General features: G+C 66.6%; 21 protein-coding genes. 10 read left to right on the top strand and 11 right to left on the bottom strand.

Annotated features, from left to right (window positions below; translation table 11 throughout):
- The first annotated feature begins 91 nt into the window (after window positions 1-91).
- Window positions 92-790, top strand: a complete 699-nt coding sequence (locus tag ACH46_RS21215) for a hypothetical protein (RefSeq protein WP_157851001.1) — start codon at window positions 92-94, stop codon at window positions 788-790.
- On the top strand, window positions 787-1167 hold the full coding sequence (locus ACH46_RS21210; RefSeq protein ID WP_157851000.1) for a DUF5994 family protein: 381 nt from the start codon (window positions 787-789) through the stop codon (window positions 1165-1167). Before ACH46_RS21215 ends, ACH46_RS21210 begins: the two co-directional genes overlap by 4 nt.
- Before the next feature lie 589 nt (window positions 1168-1756).
- On the opposite strand, the gene ACH46_RS04425 is transcribed toward ACH46_RS21210, so the two are convergent.
- Together ACH46_RS04425 and ACH46_RS21205 are read right to left on the bottom strand one after the other, a co-directional pair.
- Window positions 1757-2011: a hypothetical protein gene (locus ACH46_RS04425; RefSeq protein ID WP_062391861.1), complete on the bottom strand. Its 255-nt coding sequence runs from the start codon at window positions 2009-2011 to the stop codon at window positions 1757-1759.
- A gap of 352 nt (window positions 2012-2363) precedes the next feature.
- Window positions 2364-2537, bottom strand: a complete 174-nt coding sequence (locus tag ACH46_RS21205) for a Rha family transcriptional regulator (protein ID WP_157850999.1) — start codon at window positions 2535-2537, stop codon at window positions 2364-2366.
- A 285-nt stretch (window positions 2538-2822) separates the two neighbouring features.
- Between ACH46_RS21205 and ACH46_RS21050 the strand changes: the two genes are divergently transcribed.
- The 3 genes from ACH46_RS21050 to ACH46_RS04410 all read left to right on the top strand — a co-directional run bounded on the left by ACH46_RS21050 (window position 2823) and on the right by ACH46_RS04410 (window position 4882).
- The gene (locus tag ACH46_RS21050) at window positions 2823-3080 is read left to right on the top strand and encodes a hypothetical protein (RefSeq protein WP_120298694.1); all 258 of its coding nucleotides are present in this window, start codon (window positions 2823-2825) and stop codon (window positions 3078-3080) included.
- 458 nt (window positions 3081-3538) lie between these two features.
- Window positions 3539-4036: an MmpS family transport accessory protein gene (locus ACH46_RS04415; protein WP_062391860.1), complete on the top strand. Its 498-nt coding sequence runs from the start codon at window positions 3539-3541 to the stop codon at window positions 4034-4036.
- A gap of 102 nt (window positions 4037-4138) precedes the next feature.
- Complete coding sequence (locus ACH46_RS04410) at window positions 4139-4882, top strand: hypothetical protein (RefSeq protein ID WP_062391859.1); 744 nt, start codon at window positions 4139-4141, stop codon at window positions 4880-4882.
- 114 nt (window positions 4883-4996) lie between these two features.
- On the opposite strand, the gene ACH46_RS21450 is transcribed toward ACH46_RS04410, so the two are convergent.
- From ACH46_RS21450 to ACH46_RS04390, 5 genes are all read right to left on the bottom strand, one after another.
- Window positions 4997-5173, bottom strand: coding sequence for a hypothetical protein (locus ACH46_RS21450; RefSeq protein WP_193392941.1), 177 nt, complete (start codon window positions 5171-5173; stop codon window positions 4997-4999).
- Between the two features lie 27 nt (window positions 5174-5200).
- Window positions 5201-6421 carry a divisome protein SepX/GlpR gene (gene sepX, locus ACH46_RS04405; RefSeq protein WP_062391858.1) on the bottom strand — a complete coding sequence of 407 codons (1221 nt, stop codon included), beginning with the start codon at window positions 6419-6421 and terminating at the stop codon, window positions 5201-5203.
- A 120-nt stretch (window positions 6422-6541) separates the two neighbouring features.
- The gene (locus tag ACH46_RS04400; protein ID WP_062391857.1) at window positions 6542-7198 is read right to left on the bottom strand and encodes a GNAT family N-acetyltransferase; all 657 of its coding nucleotides are present in this window, start codon (window positions 7196-7198) and stop codon (window positions 6542-6544) included.
- Between the two features lie 31 nt (window positions 7199-7229).
- Complete coding sequence (gene glp / locus ACH46_RS04395) at window positions 7230-8534, bottom strand: molybdotransferase-like divisome protein Glp (RefSeq protein WP_062391856.1); 1305 nt, start codon at window positions 8532-8534, stop codon at window positions 7230-7232.
- A gap of 124 nt (window positions 8535-8658) precedes the next feature.
- Window positions 8659-9597 (bottom strand): UTP--glucose-1-phosphate uridylyltransferase, encoded by a 939-nt coding sequence (locus ACH46_RS04390; RefSeq protein WP_062391855.1) that lies wholly within the window; start codon window positions 9595-9597, stop codon window positions 8659-8661.
- Between the two features lie 62 nt (window positions 9598-9659).
- Between ACH46_RS04390 and ACH46_RS04385 the strand changes: the two genes are divergently transcribed.
- Window positions 9660-10241 carry a 5-formyltetrahydrofolate cyclo-ligase gene (locus tag ACH46_RS04385; RefSeq protein ID WP_062391854.1) on the top strand — a complete coding sequence of 194 codons (582 nt, stop codon included), beginning with the start codon at window positions 9660-9662 and terminating at the stop codon, window positions 10239-10241.
- 6 nt (window positions 10242-10247) lie between these two features.
- On the opposite strand, the gene ACH46_RS04380 is transcribed toward ACH46_RS04385, so the two are convergent.
- Complete coding sequence (locus tag ACH46_RS04380) at window positions 10248-10559, bottom strand: FmdB family zinc ribbon protein (protein ID WP_062391853.1); 312 nt, start codon at window positions 10557-10559, stop codon at window positions 10248-10250.
- A 158-nt stretch (window positions 10560-10717) separates the two neighbouring features.
- On the opposite strand from ACH46_RS04380, the gene ACH46_RS04375 reads away from it, so the two are divergent.
- Window positions 10718-12265, top strand: a complete 1548-nt coding sequence (locus ACH46_RS04375; RefSeq protein ID WP_062391852.1) for an alanine/glycine:cation symporter family protein — start codon at window positions 10718-10720, stop codon at window positions 12263-12265.
- Here the strand turns inward: ACH46_RS04375 and nhaA are convergent.
- Window positions 12229-13494 carry a Na+/H+ antiporter NhaA gene (gene nhaA, locus ACH46_RS04370; protein WP_062391851.1) on the bottom strand — a complete coding sequence of 422 codons (1266 nt, stop codon included), beginning with the start codon at window positions 13492-13494 and terminating at the stop codon, window positions 12229-12231. The genes ACH46_RS04375 and nhaA overlap by 37 nt on opposite strands.
- Window positions 13495-13712: 218 nt before the next feature.
- Here nhaA and ACH46_RS04365 point away from each other — a divergent pair, with 218 nt between their 5' ends.
- On the top strand, window positions 13713-14261 hold the full coding sequence (locus tag ACH46_RS04365; RefSeq protein WP_062394951.1) for an SAF domain-containing protein: 549 nt from the start codon (window positions 13713-13715) through the stop codon (window positions 14259-14261).
- Window positions 14262-14387: 126 nt separating this feature from the next.
- Window positions 14388-15161 carry an MscL family protein gene (locus tag ACH46_RS04360; RefSeq protein ID WP_236995113.1) on the top strand — a complete coding sequence of 258 codons (774 nt, stop codon included), beginning with the start codon at window positions 14388-14390 and terminating at the stop codon, window positions 15159-15161.
- Window positions 15162-15355: 194 nt separating this feature from the next.
- Here the strand turns inward: ACH46_RS04360 and ACH46_RS04350 are convergent, their stop codons facing one another.
- A complete protein-coding gene (locus tag ACH46_RS04350; RefSeq protein ID WP_062391848.1) occupies window positions 15356-16615 on the bottom strand; it encodes an IS256 family transposase in 1260 nt (419 codons plus the stop codon).
- A gap of 262 nt (window positions 16616-16877) precedes the next feature.
- Here ACH46_RS04350 and ACH46_RS04345 point away from each other — a divergent pair, with 262 nt between their 5' ends.
- A complete protein-coding gene (locus tag ACH46_RS04345; protein WP_062391847.1) occupies window positions 16878-18128 on the top strand; it encodes an IS110 family RNA-guided transposase in 1251 nt (416 codons plus the stop codon).
- Window positions 18129-18191: 63 nt separating this feature from the next.
- Here the strand turns inward: ACH46_RS04345 and ACH46_RS04340 are convergent, their stop codons facing one another.
- The gene (locus ACH46_RS04340) at window positions 18192-18863 is read right to left on the bottom strand and encodes a biliverdin-producing heme oxygenase (protein ID WP_062391846.1); all 672 of its coding nucleotides are present in this window, start codon (window positions 18861-18863) and stop codon (window positions 18192-18194) included.
- Window positions 18864-18900: the final 37 nt, after the last annotated feature.

Below are 18900 nucleotides of genomic sequence, written 5' to 3'. Positions count from 1 at the left end.
AGGGACAGTTAGTACGAATAACCTGGCGATACGCGCTGGAATCCTGACTGATCGTCCGAGGCGATCAACCTCGAGCTAGGCGGCTTCGGCCATGAAATTCACGAACCAAACCTCGCAATCAGGTGAACATCCCTCAGTCTTCACCTCGATCAACCGCTACCACCATAATCGACCCCAGCACTCCGGCGACCCGCGCGTCGTCGCGCGCGGACTGCTGCTTGGCGACACAAACCGTGTATCCGGCGAACTCGCCGAGTGGGACATCATGTTCCACCCCGGCGACCACACGCCGGCATCCGGTGACACTGTCGCCCACCGAGTCGTCCATGACGCCACAACCCACCCTAAGCAACGCGCTACTTTCATCGTGCTCGCCGAGGACACCGCCTTCCTGGACGACATCGACCACTGGAGCCAACGCATCGCTGAACAGCAAGCACTAGGAACGCTCAGCGACATCAGCTACTCGCCCACCAACGACGAAGAACGCGTCACCGCCACCAGCGAGCCCGAACGGATCTTCAACGATCCCGAGACGCGCGAGACCTGGTGGCGATCGCGCATCACCCACCACCGCAACATTACGATCACCACGCGAATCAAGACGCTTCAAGACAACGGCGGCTCTGTGACCGCGCAAGACGTTGCCATCTCGATTAGCGACGGCACCACCCCCCGCTTCTTCAGCATCCCGGTCGCCGTCCTCGAACAAGTGATCGCCGCCCTGGACTTCGCCCGCTACGATGCCGAAGCCGTCAACCTCACCCTGCAAAGCAGACGCGAACAATGAGCCGAACCTACCCGTTGCTCACACTAAGGACGCTCCCCACAGCACTCGGCAAAGTGCACGGGCTGTGGTCCCCACTGAGCCACGACCTCATCATCGAGATCGATCGCATCGCGCAGCAGATCTCCCAAGAAGTCGGCACCATCCGCCGTGTCGTGTACCGCATCAACGACTGGGGCATCCAAGGACCCGCCGTCGTCTCAGCCACCGGCACGTCGATCCGCCTCGAAGGCTTCTGGCGCCCGAAATACGCCACAAACACCTTCATCGGCAAACGAGGCTCCATCGAGCTCGCAACCCTAATGCCACCACTTCCACCAGCACACCAAGCTCGCCGAACCGATTCCCACAACCGACCCCGGAAACTCGCCACCGCATAGCCTCACGCCTACACCACAGTCCGCGTGATGTCGATCGATGACCCTGCGTGCCCGATCTCGTCGCCCGCTGCCAATCCAGCCCCGATGTCGGCGGCGCGATCACGAGATGCATGCTGCACCCCCGCTAGTGGTCAGACTGGCGCGACCTCGATCCAGGTGCCAGCCGCGGTGATCGCCGCCGGGGCGGCGTAGGACGTGTTCCAAATCCACATTTCGAGGCGCGCCGTCCGCCATGTTGCCGCTCCAGGTGAGCTGCCCCGGTGTCGGATTTCCTTCGGTCTCGGCGACCACAACACCATCGATCCTGGCCTGCACGCGCCGGAAGAAGCCACCCGAGGTGGAGTGCACCACGTGACCGTCGCAGACCCAGCCCCCTGCACCACCAGTCCGTCCGAGACGACCACCGCTGACGATGCTGCGTCCGATGCCCACCCTGTGACCTGAGAAGCACCCTCGACGCTGCCCCGGCTGATCGACTGCGATCGCTGCTTGACTGCTTGACCATCCGCTGCCGGTCGATACCCGCCCCGCTCGGCGGCTGGACCAGCATGGAGCCCTTCACGCCACCTCGACGAGGCAGCGCGCAAGGTCAGGCCGGTGCGATCTGAATGTATCCGGAGTTGATCGCCCGGTCGCCGCCCGGCTGCAAGTCCGTGAGATACAGGTTGATCGAGTCGGAATCGGCGACCGACGCCGAGACCGACCACGTCGCCAGCGTGGTCGAGACGTCGAACACCCGGGTCTGCAAGACCACCGTTCCGATCCGCAACTGCACCGAGAATCCGCGACCGATGACACCGAGACCGATCGCCGCCGTGATCGCAACGAATCCACTGCCCTGCACCCGCAGACCACTCGCATCCGCCGACGAGCCGGACCACCCAGTGACGACGTCGACCGACGTAGAGAAGCTCCCGACCTTGTCAACCCGCTGCGCTTTCGAGGCCGGATGCCAGCGGCTGAATGCGTATGAACCCCACCGCTCAGCCCTCGCCGCGGCTGGCCGGCAGACCCGAAATCTTCACCGTGCCAACCAGATTCATGACGCCAATCATGCGGTCACCGCCTCAGAATCTGCCATCAGACCCTTCCCCGGAGTCCCACCAACAGCGGTCTGTTCGATCGTCAGGATGTCGCCCGCCGCGGAACTCCACGTTTGCGCATGTACGTCAGCAGGAGCGTCGAGTGCTGTTCGTTCAGCACCGGATTTCAAATCCGACCAAGCCGAACTGATTGAAATCGTCGAGGTTGTCGCGCACGAGTCGCAGGACGGATGCGTACTGGGTCTCCGTGCCCTGCGCGATGATCAGCGAGGTGGCCGTCGGAGTGCCGTCGTTAGCAGTCGTCACGATCTGCAGGTCCGTGCTCACCGAACCGAATACTCATGCTCACGCGGCCACCACCGCAAGGTCGCCGACTGACCGCCCGCACCTGTGTGTCAGGTTTGGGTGAGAGACCGATACAGATCCTGATTTCCCTTGCACGGGGCGAGAAATGAGCAAGTCCCTATGACGATGTCCCTGGCCGATACGACTGTCGGCGATGATGAAGTAGTGACCCCAAAAGCAGAGAACGCTAATCGGCGGCGGTTCACCGCCGAGTATAAGGCTCAGATCGTGGCCGAGTAGGACGCCGCTGATCGCGCCGGGCGCGGGATGATCTTGCGGCGCGAGGCGTCGTACTCCTCGCATGTGGCCGAGTGGCGTAAGCAGCAGGCGGCCGAGTCGGCAGGCCCTCGACCGGCCACCCGGACCGGACGCGACCGCGAGATGGAGAAGCCACGGGCACGCGCGGAGGCGGCCGAAGCCGAGCTGGCAAAGACGCAGGCGGCGCTGGATCTGGTCGGAAAAGCGCACGCGCTCCTGGAGATGCTCTCCGAGAGCGCGGACACGCCGAAGCGGTCACCGCGGTAATCGCCCCCGCCCGTCGACAAGGCCGCCGAGCATCTGACGGTGCAACGCTCATATGAGCTGCTGGGCAGTTCCCCGGCCACCCATTACCGGCATAAGCAGCCACCTCTGCAGGGACCGGTACGGCCCCGACCGACGCCGAACGCCCCTGACCGACACCGAACGCGCCGAGGTCCTGGACGTGTTGACCAGCCAACGGTACTGCGACAAGTCGGTCGCCCACACCTGGGCAGTGTACGCACGCCTTCTCGCTCGTCATCACTGGGACCCGTGCGCGGCGAAGGATTCGACGAGCCCCGACTTTCATCCGTTCAGCCGATAGCGAAATGTCGTCCGAACGGGCTAACCGCGCAGGTGGGGCGAACCGTAGATGTCAGACCCTCGTCGTACATTTCCGAGCGTCCGACTGAAGCGCAGTCCATCGATCGCCGCTCAGTGAAGAACTTCCGTGAGGAGCCCCCATGACCGCACCCCAGCCCCAGCAGCCCAACCCCTACGGCCAGCAGTACGTTCCGCAGCCGGTTCCGACGAAACGCAAGAAGTGGCCGTGGATCGTCGGCGCCATCGTCGTCGTCTTCATCGCCATCGTCGCCGGCTGCTCGGCGATGGTCGGCGGCGTCGCGAACGAACTCGACAAGCAAGCCAACAGCACCGCGACCGTCACCTATCGGGTCACCGGCGACGGCGCGGCGATGATCACGTACAGCGACAAGGACTTCAACATGGCCCAGGACACGCAGGCCGCGCTGCCCTGGGAGAAGGAAGTGACGCTGACCGGGTTCGGCAAGCTCGCCTCGCTGAGCGCCACCAACGACTTCGAGGCCGCGGCAGGACAGAAGATCACCTGCGAGATCCTCGTGAACGGCCAGGTCAAGAACACCCAGACCAGTTCGGGTCCGGCGGCGTCTGCGCACTGCACCTACAGCGTCCAGACCGAGGACTCCGAACCGAGCAAGTAGCGGCTCAGCAGGTCGGCACCCGTTCCAGTTGAGGAACGGGTCCGACCTGTCTGCGCTCACTGTGGTGAGCATCGCTCGCCCTCCCCCACTATTCTCGAACGCGTGGCCCTCTCCGACGCAGACCTCGCGCAGATCCTCGACCGCACCGTGGCAACCATCGACCCTATGCTCGATGTGCTGACCTCGGCCGATCCCCTTGATCTCAAGCAGCGGACGTTCGTGGCCGCGTCGCCGCGAAACTGCCTCGACCGTGGAGCGGGAGCGGCGTCGCACGTCCTGAACGTGCTCGACTGGCCGGGCACCGCGGGCTGGGACGAACTCCCGATGCGCGACCGCGCCAACTGGTGGGTCTCGCGGGTTGGCCTGGTCACGACCGGCGGCGTCGCGTTCCCGAGCGTGTTCGGTGCCTGGACCAAGAAGCTGCCGATGGCCGACTACCTGGGCTTCGCCAGCCAGGCGCTGGTGCTGCGAGGCGTGAGCCGCGAATTCGGCGTCACGTCACGCGAAGCGGGCGTCGCGATGCTCGCCTCGATCCTGTTCGGCCGCGACCTCGACGCCCACCTGGAGTCTCGAGCGATCGACGAGGCACTGCCGGACGACGCGAAGGAACGCAAGAAGGCGTTCGTCGCGCAGCTCTGGCAGATCGGTCGGGCGCTGTACGACGTGTCGCGCGCGGTCGGAGACCGTCCCGGCGCCCCGCGCATGCTGAGCTGGTTGGGCTGGATTCCGCTGATCGGCGGGCCGGCGAGCTACCTCGGCGAGATCTTCGCCCTGCGGCGGGCGGCGAAGGCGTGTCGCGAGTGGATCGTCGCGCATCCGAGCACCGTCGAAGCGGTGAACCGCTGAGGCTGCGGAGGCAGTCCGCACTCGTCTAAAACTTCGGCCCCCGAATCCGGCTCACAGGCCGGTTCGGGGGCCGAAGTCTTCACTCAGTCAAGGGGGACGGGCGAGACCCGGAATTCAGTCGTCCTCGTCGTCATCATCGGCGGCGGCGTTCCGCTGCGCGGCGATTTCGAGGGCGCGGCGAGCACTCGCCTCGTCCGGATAGGGCCCCATCCGATCGAAGACATTCGCGATCTTGCCTTTGGTGACCTCTCCGGACGAGAGGTTGAAGTACCACTGTTCGTCGTCGCTCATGGTGTCACCCTAGTTCGATCGCAGGCCTCAGACAGCCGCTCGGCCGTAGGCGACACGATCCTGGTCGTCGTACTCGTCCCGGTAGCCCATCGCATCCGCGAAGTCGTAGGTCGGCAGGTGGTCGAAGGCCGGATCCTCATCGTCGATCTCGAGGATGATGGCGCCACCCGGGCGACGCAGACGGGCCGGCGGCTCCACATAGGTGGGCTCGGCCTGCCGCGATTCGAGTCGTGCGTCCTCCGCCTGCTGGCGGCGACGACGGGCCGCACGCACTGCGTGACGGGCCTGCTCCTCGCGGACGGCGCGGCGCAGCAGCCACAGGTAGGTGCCGAACGCCGCGACCATGCCGCAGGCGAATGCGATGCCCCACGGCTGGAAGAAGAACGCACTCACGATGGCGCCGATCGTCACGACGCCGAGGCCGATGACCATCCGCTGCCGTTCCCGGTACTGCATGGCCTCGCGCTCGGCGACCCGGTCGGGTCCGTATCCGCCGCGACCGCGCAGCTCACGGGGCGACGGCTCCGGTTCCGCCGCGTCCTCGTCGTCGGCGTCTTCGTCGAGCACCTCGTCGAAGTCGTCGGAGGCGTCGTCGTCCAGCTCCTCGTCGTCCCGTTCGTCTTCGACGGCGGGGATCTGGTCGGTGTCACGGGCGGCCTGGGCCTCGTCGATGTCGACCACGTCGTCCTCGACCACCGAGATCTGGTCGGTCATCTCAGCTGCGGAGACCACGTCGACCTTCTCGGTCTCGACCGCGGGCTCCTCCTCGACCTCCGCGGCATCGTCGATCTCGGCGTCGACGATGTCCTCCGCGTCGACGGTCTCGACGACCTCATCGGTCTCGGTGTCGTCGTCGACGAGCTCGGCGTCGAGGGTAGGGCCGTCGGTCTCATCGGCGCCCACTACGTCGCCGTCCTCGATGTCGTCTTCGACGGTGTCGGTCTCCGCAGACTTGATGGCCTCGGCGGCCTCGGCAGCGGCCTTGGCTGCCGCCGCCTTCGCCGCGGCCGCCTTCCGACGTCGCTCCTCGGCCTGCTCATCGGCATTGGCGGCGGCGCGCTGCGCGGCCCGGGTCCGGGCGGCGGTGCGCGAGGCACCGGTACGCGACGAACCACCGCGGTGCACCAGCCGGGTGTTGGCGGCGGCGGCCGTGGTCTTGCGCGCCTGGGGGCGTCCGCGCAGCACCATGGGAATGAGCACGAACAGCCACACTGCGATCAGGGTCACCCACAGCACAGAAGTCGGCATGATCGGCAGCTCCTCTTCGGTCGTCGGAAGACTTCAGTCCACTTCATAGGGTAGGAACCGCAGCCCGCACCGGAGCTCAGGCGCGCCGGACGACTTCGATTCTCAGTCAACGATCAGGCGTCAGACGGCGAACGCGCGCCCCGCCCGGATCAGCGTGTCGACGGCGCTGCCGGACACCTCGTCGACGGTGAGCCCGAACAGCAGATGGTCGCGCCAGCGGGCGTTCACGTCCATGTAGCGCTTCAGGAGCCCCTCCTGCCGGAATCCGATCTTGCCGAGGACGGCTTGCGACGCCTGGTTGTCGGGCTGCACGGTGGCCTCGAGACGGTGCAGGCCGACGGGACCGAAGGCATGGTCGACGCCGAGGGCGACGGCTCCGGACGCCACGCCCGCCCCGGCGACCTCGGAGTCCACCCAGTAACCGATCCACGCGCTGCGGACGGCTCCGCGCTGCACATTGCCGATGGTCAACTGACCGGCGTAGCGGCCGTCGAGCTCGATCACGAACGGAAGCACGTTCCCGCGTTTGGCCTCGGCTTTCAGGAGCGAGAACATCTGCCCCCACGACGACGGCTGGTGTCGCGCCGCCCACGGCCCCTGGCCGGTCGGTTCCCACGGCAGCAGGTCGTTCTGATTCTTGATGCGGAGCCGACTCCACTCCGACGCGTCGCGCATCCGAATGGGACGCACCGTCACCACGCCCGCCTTGACCCGTACCGGACCCAATTCCGCGGGCCATCCCGGATTACGCGGGGAATCGACCAACCACCTCAACACAGGTGCGATTGTATGCGGGCGGGCCGAGCGGCTATCCGCGCTGGGCCAGGAACATCACGTCCACCTCGTCGCCGGTGCGGACTTCTTCGACGTCCTCGTCGACCATGATCAGACAGTTCGCCTCGGCGAGCTCCGCCAACAGGTGGGAGGTTCCGGTCTCCGACTCGCCGATCACCTGGACCAGGTAGTCGCCGGACCGCTCGTCGCGCATCAGCTGTCCGCGCAGGTAACCGCGCCGCCCCAGCACCGAGAGGATCGGGCCGATGCTGCGGGCCCGAACCGTGCGGCGCATGGGCTGGCGTTTGCCGAGGGCGATGCGGATCAGCGGGCGGACCATCACCTCGAAGGTCACCAGGGCGCTGACCGGGTTGGCGGGCAGCAGGAAGGTCGGGATCTCGTCGCGGCCCAGGCACCCGAAGCCCTGCACGGAACCGGGGTGCATGCCGACCCGCCCGACGTCGAGGTCGCCCAGGTCGGCGAGCGCGTCGGTGATGGCAGTCGACGCCGCACCGCCGAGAGATCCGCAGATCACGACGATCTCGGACCGGATGAGCTGCGCCTCCACGGCTTCGCGGAGCTTGGCGGGTTCACGCTCCGCGATCCCGACACGGTGGACGTCGGCGCCGGCGTCGCGCGCGGCGGCCGCGAGCGAATAGCTGTTGATGTCGAAGACCTGACCGGCCCCCGGGTTGCGGTCGATGTCGACCAGTTCGTTGCCGACGGCGATCACCGAGACGCGCGGGCGGGGATGCACCAGGACACGCGATCGTCCGACGGCCGCCAGCAGCCCCACCTGGGCCGGGCCGATGATGGAGCCGGCACGGACGGCGACGTCGCCGGGGCGGACGTCGTCACCGGTGCGGCGGACGTAATCGCCCGAGTCCACGCCGTGTCCCACCATGACGCGGTCCTCGCCACCGTCGGTCCAGCGGACCGGTACCACCGCGTCGGCCAGCGTCGGCATCGGCGCGCCGGTCTCGACGCGCACGGCCTGCCCGGGCTGCAGCCGGGTGGGGGTGCGGGAGCCCGCGGTCACGTCGCCGACCACCGGCAGATGCACCACCAGGCGGCCGGAGTCGTCGAGCTCCTCCACGTCGACGTCGTGGGTGACGAGCGTCGACATGTCGTCGGGTGCCTCCGCCCCGGCGAGGGTCACGTCGACGGCGCGCACCGCGTACCCGTCGATGGCGGCCTGGTCGAAGCCTGGCAGCGGATCGGAGGTGACCACCTCTTCCGCGCAGAGCAGCCCTTCCGCCTCGGAGATGGCAACCTGCACCGGTCGTGGCGCGACCACCGAGGCGGTCACGAGGCTCAGATGGTCCTCGACCGAGCGCATAGTTCTCCTCACATTCCCTCAGGTCAACGCAGGCGCACTGCGACGACCACGGGAACGGCCGCCGGGCAGCGTGCCCTTCGAGGCTAACGGCCCGCCGCGTCCCGCGGACGAAGGCGCGCGGAGGTCAGTGGTCCTGGGCCAGCCGCCGGGTGAGCCATGCGCGCAGTTCGGGACCGTAATCGTCGCGGTCGAGCGCGAAGTCTACGGCGGCCTTCAGGTAGCCGCCCGGGTTGCCGAGATCGTGACGGGTGCCTTCGTGGATCACTACGTGCACGGGCTCGCCCCACTCGATGAGCAGCGCGATGGCGTCGGTGAGCTGCAGCTCGCCGCCCGCACCGGGCTTGATCGCACGGAGCGCGTCGAAGACCTTCCGGTCCAGGATGTAGCGTCCCGCGGCGGCCAGGTTCGACGGCGCCAGCGACGGATGCGGCTTCTCGACCATGCCGCGGACCCGCTTGACGTTGGGATTCTCGGGGTCGTCCTCGACGTCGAAGACGCCGTAGGCGCTGATCTCGTCGCCGGGGACCTCGATGGCGCACAGCACGCTGCCGCCGTAGCGGGCGCGGGCGGCAGCCATTCGGCCGAGCGTTCCGCCGGGCAGCACCAGATCGTCGGGCAGGAGGACGGCAATCGCGTCCTCGTCGTCGGCCAGCTCGCCCTCCACGCAGCCGACAGCGTGGCCCAGGCCGAGCGGCTTGTCCTGGATCACGGACGCCACTTCGAGGAGCGACGGCGCGTTGCGGACCTTGGCGAGCATCGCCTCCTTGCCGCGCGAGGCGAGGGTGTGCTCCAGCACCAGGTCTTCCACGAAGTGCGCCACCACGCCGTCCTTGCCGGGCGAGGTGACGATCAGCAGCCGCTCCGCACCCGCCGACTTGGCCTCCTCTGCCACCAGCTCGATGCCGGGGGTGTCGACGACGGGCAGCAGTTCCTTCGGCACCGTCTTCGTGGCCGGCAGGAAGCGGGTTCCCAGGCCTGCAGCCGGGACGACGGCGGTGTACGGGATCGGCGGGGCGACCTCGGCGGAACGTCGACCGGCGGGCCGTGCGGGGGTGTCGGGCATGAGGCTCAGCGTAGTGGCTGTTTCTGGCAGGATCACAGGTGGAGTCTTGCGAAGGGGCTGTGATGAGTGAATCGAAGTCCGAGATGCGGCGGCGCGTCCTGGATGCGCGGGCCGGACTGTCACCGTTCGTCCTGGCCCAACACAACGCAGAGTTGGCCGAGTGGATGTACCGGCTGCCGGTCGAGTTGGATCCGGGCGACGTGGTGGCCGCATATGTCGCGACCCGCGCCGAGCCGGGCGGCACGGCGATGCTCGACGCCCTCCTCGACCGCGACCTGCGGGTGCTGCTGCCGATCGTTCCCGAGGGCGATCCGACCCGGCTGCAGTGGGGTGAGTATCACGGCGGAGACGCGTTGGAGACCGGCCGGTGGGGACTGCTGGAGCCGCGCGGGTACCGCCTCGATCCGGATGCGCTCCACGAGGCGAAGCTGATCCTGGTGCCTGCGGTGGCCGCAGACCGGACCGGTGCCCGGCTGGGTCGCGGGGCGGGCTACTACGACCGCACGCTCGCGGCGGTCGACGCGCCGGTCGTCGCCGTGGTGCACGACGACGAACTGGCCGACGACGGTGTGCCGCACGAGGCGAACGACGTCCCGATGGACTGGATCCTCACCCCCGGGAACGGGTTCGTGAAGATCGGCTGACGGCGGTCAGGCGGATGCGGCGGCCGAGCCGGCGGTGCTGGAGCTGCTGCTCGACGACGAGTCGCTGCTGCTCGAGCTGCTCGACGAGCTGGAACTCGAGTCGCTGCTGGACGACGACCCGGCGGCCACCGAGCTGTTGCCCGAGCGCGAATCGGTGCGGTAGAAGCCGCTGCCCTTGAAGACGATGCCGACCGAGTTGAACAGCTTGCGCAGTCGCCCGCCACATTCGGGGCAGACGGTCAGCGAGTCGTCCGAGAACGCCTGCTGGATGTCGAACTTGTTGTCGCACACGGTGCACGCGTAGCTGTAGGTGGGCACGGGAACCTCCGAAGGTGTAGATCTCGTCGTCCAGTGTAAACCGAACCTGGCACTCAAACATTCCGAGTGCCAGTCGGCACCCTTCCGCTTCCGTGATCGACGTCACCATGACAAGGTGAGCGGGACATTTTTCCGACACAGGGGAGAGATACGCCCGCATGGGAACACTCATCGACACGGCTAACGAATGGATCTGGAGCAGAGGTCTGATCTTCCTCTGTCTCGGCGCAGGAGTCTACTTCTCGATCAGAAGCAGGTTCCTCCAGGTCCGACACTTCGGACACATGATCAAGCTGATGTTCAAGGGCGAGTCGTCCGAGTCCGGCGTCTCGTCGTTCCAGGCGCTCGCGATGTCCCTCGCGGGACGTGTCGGCGCAGGCAACATCGTCGGCGTCGCGACCGCCATCGCGTTCGGCGGCCCGGGCGCCCTGTTCTGGATGTGGGCGACGGCCTTCCTCGGCGCCTCGACGTCGTTCGTCGAGTGCACGCTGGGCCAGATCTACAAGACCAAGGATCCGCTGACCGGTGAGTACCGCGGCGGCCCGGCCTACTACTTCAACCGCGCGCTGAAGCACACCAAGGCGTCGGGCTTCTTCCGCATCTACGCGCTGATCTTCGCGGCCGTCACGGTCCTGGCCTGCGGCGTTCTGATGCCGGGAATTCAGGCCAACTCGATGGCCGAGTCCATGCACACCGCGTGGCCCGCCATCGACAAGTGGGTCGTCGGCGCCGCCACCGCGCTGGTGCTGGGCTTCATCATCATCGGCGGTGTCAAGCGCATCGCGAACTTCGCCGCCGTCGTCGTGCCGTTCATGGCGATCGTGTACATCGTCCTGGCGATCATCGTCGTGCTGATCAACGCCGACCAGATCCCGGAGACCTTCCGCCTGATCTTCTCCAGCGCCTTCGGTTTCGACGCGGGCTTCGGTGCGATCCTCGGCTCGGCCATCATGTGGGGTGTCAAGCGCGGCATCTACTCGAATGAGGCCGGTCAGGGCACCGGGCCGCACGCGGCCGCTGCCGCCGAGGTCTCGCACCCGGCCAAGCAGGGCCTGGTCCAGGCGTTCGCGGTCTACATCGACACCCTGTTCGTCTGCTCGGCCACCGGCTTCCTGATCCTCTCGACCGGGGCCTACCGCGTGTACAACGGCGAGTCGGTCGCCGGCGGAATCCTCCGCGACACCGAACTGTTCAGCAGCGTCACGCCCGACCCCGAGCCGGGTGCCGCCTACGTTCAGATCGGCTTCGACACGCTGTGGAGCGGTGCGGGCGCGTCGTTCGTCGCGATCTCGCTGGGCTTCTTCTGCTTCACCACGATCATCGCCTACTACTACATGGCCGAGACCAACCTGCGGTTCCTGCTCGGCAAGGCGTCGACCACGTACATCAAGGCGCTGCGCAGCACCCTGGGCCGCGACCTGACGCTGGTGCTGCAGGCGACGATCCTGATCGCCGTGGTCTACGGCGCGGTCACCACGCCCGGCAAGGCGTGGGCGCTGGGCGACATCGGCGTCGGTGCAATGGCCTGGCTGAACATCATCGGCATCCTGATCCTGCAGCAGCCTGCGTACAAGGCACTGCGCGACTACGAGGCGCAGAAGAAGATGGGCGTGGATCCGGTGTTCGATCCGAAGAAACTGGGGATCCAGGGCGCCAAGTTCTGGGAGAGCTACTCGCCGAGGTCCACCGAGACCGAGGTCGTGTGACCGATTCGGCGGGCGTCCCAACGCAGGAGCGCACCGCCCAGGATCGCCGCGGTCAGTGAACCGAGGAGGATGCCGATCTTCGCCGCAGGCAGATGATCTGCGGGAAGGCCGGTTCCTGCGTCGAAGGACAGTTCGGCGATCAGCAGTGCGACCGTGAAGCCGATACCGGTCAGGAGGGTCACCGGCAGCAGACTGCGCAGCGAGATGCCCTCGGCCAACTGCAGCGGCGTCAGCTTGGTGACCAGAAACGTGGTGGTGAGGACACCGATCACCTTGCCGACCACCAGGCCCAGGAAGACGCCGATGCTGACCGGCTGAATGATGTGTCCGACGCCGATCACGGTGACGCCGGCCGACGCGAACGCGAACAGCGGCAGGGCGACGGCCGCCGAGATCGGTGCCATCACGGCCTCCATCCGTTCGGTGCGCGGCAGTCGTTCGCCGCGGATCGCCATGGCCGGAACCATGAATCCGAGCAGCACGCCGGAGACGGTGGCGTGGACGCCGGACGAATGCACGAATCCCCATGCGGCCAGCGCCAACGGCAGCAGCACCCACCAGTGGATCCGCGCCAGGCGGATCACGAAGCCGAACGCGACGATGCAGACCAGGCCCAGCGCCAGCATCAGGAAGTCGATGTTCTCGGTGTAGACGGTCGCGATGACGACGATGCCGAGGAGGTCGTCGACCACCGCCAGTGTCATCAGGAAGACGCGCAGGGCCACGGGCAGACCGCGGCCCAGGACTGCGAACACGGCGAGCGCGAACGCGATGTCGGTGGCGGTCGGCGTCGCCCAGCCGCGCAGGGCCTCGGGGTCACCGATCGAGACGACGGCGGCGAAGATCAACGCGGGCACCACCATGCCGCCGACCGCCGCCGCGATCGGGACGCCCGCCCGTTTGGGACTGCGGAGGCTCCCGGTGACGAACTCGTTCTTGAGCTCCAGTCCCACGACGAAGAAGAAGATCGCGAGCAGTCCGTCCGACGCCCACTGGGCCAGCGTCAAGTGCAGGTGCAGCGACTCCGGTCCCACCGTCGTCGCCAGGAGCGAGTGATAGGCCTCCCGCCACGGTGTGTTGGCCCAAACGAACCCGATCAGGGCTGCGACCAGCAGGATGGCGCCGCCCTGAACGTCGCCGCTGACCCACACCCGCCAACCGCCGCGCTGCGGTCCGGGGCCCTCCGCCGGAGAGGCGGCCACGGTGTCTGGGGTCACGTCATCGCTCATGCTCACATCCTGACAGATGCGGAATCTGTGGAAATCACCGTCCGGAGACTCGATTCATCCACACCCGACGATTTCGTCTCTCGTCCGCCGCCGACGCCGCCGATGCTGGCCGCATGAAACCCGCATCCGGTGACCGAAGCCTGTCCCCCACTGTTCGCGCGCGACTGCGATCCGCCTGGTCGAGCGGCCGATTCCGATCGGTCCGCACGCGTCGGTTCGTGGCACTCGTTCTGGTGGTCGCCGCCGTCGCGACCGCCGTCGTCTCCACCCGCCGTCCGGAGGCGCCGCCGCTGATCGTCGCGGCGACCGATCTCAAGCCGGGCACCGTCCTCGCCGCCGAGGACCTCGTGGCCCGGGCGACGCCGATCGAGGTGACTCCCGATCACGCGTTGACCGATTACGAGAAGGCGATCGGTCAACGCCTCACTGGTCCGGTGAATCGCGGTGAGGTGATCACCGAGGAGAGAATTCTGACGGCGCGACTTCCCGAATCGCTGACCGGCATCCGTGGCGCCCGACTGGTCCCCGTCCGACCGGCCGATGAATCGGTGGCGCATCTGGTTCGACAGGGCGATGTGGTGGATGTGATCGACGCCGAGCGGACTGTTCTCGCGCGGGGCGCGGTTGTCGCCGTCGCTCCCTCGAATTCGAGCGGAAGAACGCCTCCGGGCGCCAACCCGCCGGTTCTCCTGGCGATGGATGAGGCCTCCGCTCAGCGCGTCGCCGCAGGTAGTCTCGATGTCGCATTAGCCCTGATTCTCCATTGAACCGTTACGTAAAGAGCCCCTTACGTCGCACGAATCGCTCCGGTGTGGTTTAGACTCACCGATTAGCAATAGGCACAATCAAATCCAGAGGGGAACACAGTGCTTAAAGGCTTTAAAGATTTCCTGATGCGGGGGAACGTCGTCGAGTTGGCCACTGCGGTCATCGTCGGCGCAGCCTTCACCGCGATCGTCACGGCCTTCACCGATAAGATCATCAATCCACTGATCGCGGTGATCCCGACCGGTGATTGCCCGCAGACCGCCGAGGGCAGCAATGACTTCGTCTGCGGGTTCGGCTTCGCGATCGATTCCGACAAGCCCGCGACGTTCCTGGACTTCGGTGCGGTCATCTCGGCGTTCATCAACTTCGTGATCGTCGCCGCCGTGGTCTACTTCCTGATCGTCGTGCCGTACAACAAGCTGCAGGAACTGCGCAAGCTCGAGGACGGCGAGGACGATCCGGATGAGGAGATCGTGCTGCTGACCCAGATCCGCAACGCGCTGGATCCCGAGGCGAAGGCACGCGACGCCGCCGAGAAGGCCAAGGTCGAGGCTGAAAAGGCCGCCGAAGAAGCTCGTCAGCGCGGTGCGCAGGCGCCCGCTCCCGTCGCCGCACCGGCCGCACCGCAGCAGGCTCCGGCTCCGGGGTACGGCGACCGCACGCAGACCATGCAGGTCCCGCCGCAGCAGCAGGGTTACCAGGGCCAGCAGGGCCAGCCGCAGGCTCAGCAGGGCTTCAACCCGCCTGCCGGCCCGCCGACCGGCGGCTTCCCGACGCCGAACCCGGCTCCGGGCGAGTACCCGCCTCCCGGCAACCTGCCTCCGGGCCAGTACGCACCGGGTCAGTACCCGCCGGCACCGGGTCAGGATCCGGGTGACGCCCCGCGTCACGGTCGCTGATCCGCGCACCCAGCACGCAACGGCGCCCGCCTCTTCGGAGGCGGGCGCCGTTTTGTTTTCGTGGTTCATGCCCCAGCCCGCGGCGGTCTCGATATTCGACGAGCGCTCGCAAGCTCGCGTCGGCGAACTCGACCATCCTGAAGGGGTCAAGTCCCGGGTAGTGGTGTAACTGGTTTGTGATCCTTCGTTGGTGTTCAGGCGGGTAGTTCTATCAGCGGGTCGGTACTCACCTCCGTCTTCGGGTCGGTGTCGGTGTCGGTGGTCAGGGTTAGTCGGCATCGGCCCAGGACTTCCAGGCCGAGGTATCGGCGTCCTTCGGCCCATTCGTCGGTCTGTTCGGCCAGGACGGCGCCGATGAGCCGGATGATGGCGTCTCTGTTGGGGAAGATGCCTACGACGTCGGTGCGGCGGCGGATCTCGCGGTTGAGTCGCTCGGTGGGGTTGTTGGACCAGATCTGTCGCCACACGTCGTCAGGAAACGCGGTGAACGCCAGTAGGTCCTCGCGAGCATCGCCGAGGTGCTCGGCCACATCGGGGAGCCGTCCTTCGGTGTACTCGATGAGCCGGTCGAACTGGGCGTTGACGGCCCCTGCGGTGGGCTGGTCATACACGCTGTGCAGCATCGCCTTCACCGCTGGCCACATCGACTTGGGGCACACGGCCATCAGGTTCGCGGCGTAGTGGGTGCGGCAGCGCTGCCACGCCGCTCCCGGCAAGTTCGCTGCGATCGCTTCGATGAGGCCGGCGTGCGCGTCGGAGGTCACCAGCCGGACTCCGCCGAGGCCGCGGGCCACCAGGTCGGCGAAGAACGTGTGCCACGAGGCTTTGCTCTCGCTGGTGGCCACCTGCATACCGAGGACTTCGCGGTGGCCGTCACCGTTGACGCCGGTGGCTAACAGTACGACGGCTTTGACGACCTGCTTGTTCTCGCGGACCTTGATCGTCAACGCATCGGCGGTGACGAACGTGAACGGGCCAGCCTCGTCGAGACGGCGATGACGAAACGCAGCGACCTGTTCATCAAGATCTTCGGCCATCCGGGAGACCTGCGACTTCGACAACGAATCAATGCCCAAGGTCTTGACCAACTTGTCCATCCGGCGGGTCGAGACTCCGGCCAGGTAGCAGTCCGCCACGACAGTGATCAGTGCGGCTTCGGCGCGTTTGCGGCGTTCGAGCAACCACTCGGGGAAGTAGGTGCCCGAGCGCAGCTTCGGCACAGCGACGTCGATCGTGCCGACGCGAGTGTCGAGGGGGCGGTGCCGGTAGCCGTTGCGGTGGTTGGTGCGGTCTTCGGAGCGGCGGCCCCATTCGGCGCCGCAGACGGCGTCGGCATCGGCCGATAACAGGGCGTTGATCATCGTCTGCAACAGCTCGCGCATCAGATCCGGTGATGCATCGGCGAGGGCTTGGCTCAGCAGGCCAGCAGGGTCGACAATATGGGGTGCGGTCATCGTGATGACTCCGTTCGAGGATTCTGTGGAAGGTTGACTCGAAGGATCACACGGTGACCGCTCCCGTCCCCGGCAACGACACGCTGCCGGCGACCGTCCTGGTCACCGAGTTACACCACTCTATGGGGCACCACCGATCCGCGGATTGTTGCCTTTGAGCACGTCTTACAGACTTCGAAATGTCGTCGTCCTCCCGTGACACACGCCCTCACCGACTGTTCCGGTGGCCACCGGATGGTCCTGACCTGATCGGAGTCCTGTCATGGAGGTCTTGCATCAGCGGTGCGCCGGCATCGACATCGGCAAAGCCAGCGCGAAAGTGTGTGTCCGGATCCAGGGCTCAGGGTCACGCAAGACCTCGATGGATGTCTCCGACTGGGGTTCGATGACCGACCAGGTCCTCGCCCTACGCGACTACCTGCAGGCCCAGCAGGTCACATGCATCGTGATGGAGGCCACCAGCGACTACTGGAAGCCGTTCTACTACGTGCTCGAGGATCTGATCGACGACGGCGTCACGTTGTTGTTGGCCAATGCCGCTCAGGTCAAGAACGTCCCCGGTCGCAAGACCGACGTCAACGACGCGATGTGGCTGTCCGATCTCGGGGCGCACGGTCTGGTCCGCGGTTCGTTCGTGCCGCCGCAACCGATCCGGGAACTGCGTGACCTGACCCGGTTACGCACCGTGTACGTCCGCGAGCGGGTTCGGGAGGTCTCCCGGTTGGAGAAGCGGTTGGAGGGGCCCGGCATCAAACTGTCGTTGGTCGCCTCCAACCTCGAAGGCGTCTCGGCCAATCGGATGCTCCGCGCTCTCGTCGACGGGGAACGCGATCCCGAAGTGCTCGCCGATCTCGCGGTCAAGCGAATGCGTGATGCCAAACGCCCTCAACTGGTTCGGGCGTTGACCGGACGATTCTCCGACCACGATGGTCGCATCATCGGGTTCCACCTCGACCACATCGCCGCGCTCGACGGACAAATTCGTGAGCTTGAAGCGTTGATCGAGGAGGCGATGTCCCCGTTTCGTCGTGCCCGCGACCTCCTCTGCACGATCCCCGGAATCTCGGTGACCGTCGCCAACATCATCATCGCCGAGACCGGCGGCGATATGAGCGTGTTCCCCACCCCGGAGCAGTTCGTCTCCTGGATCGGCGTCAGCCCGGGGCAATACCAGTCGGCCAACCGCCGCAAGAATGTGAAAGCCAGACCCGGTGACACCTGGCTCAAGGGCGCACTGGGAATCTCGGCGCTGGCGATCGCCAAGAGCAACGGTCAGTACTACCTCGCCGTCCGGTACCGGCGCATCAAAGCCCGTCGCGGTTTCCTGCGCGCGATCGTCGCCACCGAACGGGCGATGGGCGTGGCGATCTGGTACATGCTGACCACCGACACCGAGTTCCACGACCTCGGCGGCGACCACTACGAACGCACCAACGCCGATCGGACCCGCCGCCGAGCCCTCAACCAACTCCGCAACCTCGGCTACAACGTCGAAATCACGAAAGCAGCCTGACCAGGACAAACAGCGAAACTCACGATTACCTTCCTTACAGACCGCCGCGGGCTGGGTCTCGCCCTACACGGAGCGGAGCTGATCCAACTCCGCGAACAAAGCGCGGTTCAACCGGAACGCGAGTCGGACCTCGTCGACGACCTGCGCGCGCTGCGACGCATCCAGCGACTCCCCGATCACGTCGAGACTGCGGCGGTAGGCGTCCTTGTACGGCTTGACGGGCGTGGCGAGGTCGAAGGAGTACATCGCGGTCCCGGCACCGTCGAGGCCGAACGTGCGGTCCAGGATCCGCCCCATCACCTGGCCGCCGGACAGATCGCCCAGGTATCGCGTGTAGTGATGCGCGACGACGTTCCCGCCCCACGTCGAGACGTCAGTGATGCGCTGGGCATAGGCCTCCGCCGCCGGGGAGGAGACCGACGCAAGCGCGACGTCGAAGAGGCGAGCCCAATCGGCCAGGTCCGCGTCGATGGCTGCGACCCGCTCCAGCGCGGGGTCGTGCACGTGGCGCAGTTGCAGATCGTCGGCCAGTTCCCGCGAGGCACGCTCGAGCGCCACGTAGACGATCCGCAGTCGATGCAGGTACGCGATGTAGCCCGCGGCGTCGACCCGCCCGGTCAAGAGGTCGGCGATGAACGGAGAGTTCTCGGCCTGCTCGTGCTCGACCAGGGAGTCCTGCTTCATCTGTACTGACAAACGCGCATCGGTGACGAGCGCGGGCGACGTGATCGTCATGACTTCCCTTCGCGGATAATTAAGGTAAGCCTAAAAT

Origin of the sequence: Gordonia phthalatica (assembly GCF_001305675.1) — a bacterium.
Taxonomy (GTDB): Bacteria; Actinomycetota; Actinomycetes; order Mycobacteriales; family Mycobacteriaceae; genus Gordonia; species Gordonia phthalatica.
This window is presented reverse-complemented; position numbering and strand designations above follow the sequence as displayed.